This is a genomic window from Streptococcus sp. GMD4S (genome assembly GCF_000296955.1).
Map to the genome: position 1 here is coordinate 1 of NZ_AJRE01000149.1, position 2,376 is coordinate 2,376.

3 protein-coding genes are annotated in these 2,376 nt (G+C 45.4%); all 3 read left to right on the top strand.

The features are described 5' to 3' along the window. The coding region (locus GMD4S_RS07980) for a ribonuclease R family protein (protein ID WP_000325444.1) at positions 1-1,484 on the top strand (1,484 nt) is incomplete at its 5' end. Further along, positions 1,447-1,914, top strand: coding sequence for an SsrA-binding protein SmpB (gene smpB / locus GMD4S_RS07985; protein ID WP_001051750.1), 468 nt, complete (start codon positions 1,447-1,449; stop codon positions 1,912-1,914). The genes GMD4S_RS07980 and smpB, both read left to right, overlap by 38 nt. 14 nt (positions 1,915-1,928) lie before the next feature. Then, a partial coding sequence (locus GMD4S_RS07990; RefSeq protein WP_000413059.1) for a DUF1971 domain-containing protein occupies positions 1,929-2,376 on the top strand: 448 nt, incomplete at its 3' end.

The following is a 2,376-nucleotide window of genomic DNA, read 5'->3' on the forward strand; positions in this document are numbered from 1 at the left end:
ATGTTTCCTACTATGTGACCGAGGGTTCTGCCCTTGACAAGGAAGCCCTTAACCGCGCGACTTCTGTCTATGTGACAGACCGAGTGGTACCAATGCTTCCAGAGCGTTTGTCAAATGGTATCTGCTCCCTCAATCCTCAAGTCGATCGCTTGACCCAGTCTGCTATTATGGAAATTGATAAACACGGTCGTGTGGTTAATTACACCATTACCCAAACAGTTATCAAGACTAGCTTCCGTATGACCTATAGCGCTGTCAATGACATCCTAGCTGGCGATGAGGAAAAGAGACAAGAGTTTAAGAAAATTGTTCCAAGTATCGAACTCATGGCCAAGCTCCATGAAAGGCTAGAAAGCATGCGTGAGAAACGTGGTGCCCTTAACTTTGATACCAGTGAAGCTAAGATCTTGGTGGATAAAAAAGGCAAGCCAGTTGATATCGTTCTTCGTCAGCGTGGTGTTGCTGAGCGGATGATTGAGTCCTTCATGTTGATTGCTAATGAAACGGTTGCCGAGCACTTTAGCAAGCTGGATCTACCTTTCATTTATCGGATTCACGAGGAGCCCAAGGCTGAAAAAGTTCAGAAGTTTATTGATTATGCTTCAAGCTTTGGTTTGCGGATTTATGGGACTGCCAGTGAGATTAGCCAGGAGGCGCTTCAAGACATCATGCGTGCTGTTGAGGGAGAACCCTATGCGGATGTATTGTCAATGATGCTTCTCCGTTCTATGCAACAGGCTCGTTATTCAGAGCATAATCACGGTCACTATGGACTAGCGGCCGACTATTACACTCACTTTACCAGCCCCATTCGTCGTTATCCTGACCTTCTTGTTCACCGAATGATTCGGGATTACGGCCGTTCTAAGGAAATAGCAGAGCATTTTGAACAAGTGATTCCAGAGATTGCAACCCAGTCTTCCAATCGTGAACGTCGTGCCATTGAGGCGGAGCGTGAAGTCGAAGCTATGAAAAAAGCTGAGTACATGGAAGAATACGTGGGAGAAGAGTACGATGCAGTTGTATCCAGCATTGTCAAGTTCGGTCTTTTTGTCGAATTGCCAAATACAGTTGAAGGCTTGATTCACATTACCAATCTACCTGAATTTTATCATTTCAACGAACGGGATTTGACTCTCCGTGGGGAGAAATCGGGCATAACTTTCCGTGTAGGTCAGCAGATTCGCATTCGAGTTGAAAGAGCCGATAAGATGACAGGTGAAATTGACTTCTCTTATATCCCAAGTGAGTTTGATGTCATCGAAAAAGGTTTGAAACAAGCTGGGCGCAAAGATAGAGGTCGTGGCTCAAGTCGTCGTTCAGATAAGAAGGAAGACAAGAGAAAATCAGGACGCTCAAATGATAAGCGCAAGCATTCACAAAAAGACAAGAAGAAAAAAGGTAAGAAACCTTTTTACAAGGAAGTAGCTAAGAAAGGAGCCAAGCATGGCAAAGGGCGAGGGAAAGGTCGTCGCACAAAATAAAAAGGCGCGCCACGACTATACAATCGTAGATACGCTAGAGGCAGGGATGGTCCTGACTGGAACTGAAATCAAGAGTGTACGAGCTGCTCGAATCAATCTCAAGGATGGCTTTGCCCAAGTAAAAAATGGGGAAGTCTGGCTGAGCAATGTTCATATTGCCCCATACGAAGAGGGCAATATCTGGAACCAGGAACCAGAACGCCGTCGTAAACTCCTGCTCCATAAGAAGCAAATTCAAAAATTGGAACAAGAGACCAAAGGGACAGGAATGACCCTTGTTCCCCTTAAAGTCTATATCAAAGATGGCTACGCCAAACTCCTTTTAGGACTTGCTAAAGGGAAGCATGACTATGACAAACGGGAGTCGATCAAGCGTCGTGAACAAAACCGCGACATCGCGCGTGTGATGAAAGCTGTCAACCAGCGTTAAGAAGAGGAAGTAAAATGGAAAAACTAATTGCCTATAAACGGATGCCCTTGTGGAATAAACAGACCATGCCTGAAGCAGTTCAGCAAAAGCACAATACTAAAGTCGGCACTTGGGGAAAAATTACTGTCTTGAAGGGGGCACTCAAGTTTATTGAGTTAACAGAAGATGGTGAGGTTCTAGCTGAGCACCTCTTTGAGGCAGGAGCTGACAATCCCATGGCACAACCGCAAGCCTGGCATCGAGTAGAGGCTGCAACAGACGATGTAGAGTGGTACTTGGAATTTTATTGTAAACCTGAGGATTATTTCCCTAAGAAATACCAGACCAATCCAGTCCATTCGGAAGTCTTAGAGGCTATGCAGACGGTGAAACCAGGAAGAGCCTTGGATTTGGGTTGTGGTCAGGGGCGTAACTCTCTCTTTCTCGCACAGAATGGTTTTGATGTGACAGCTGTGGATCAAA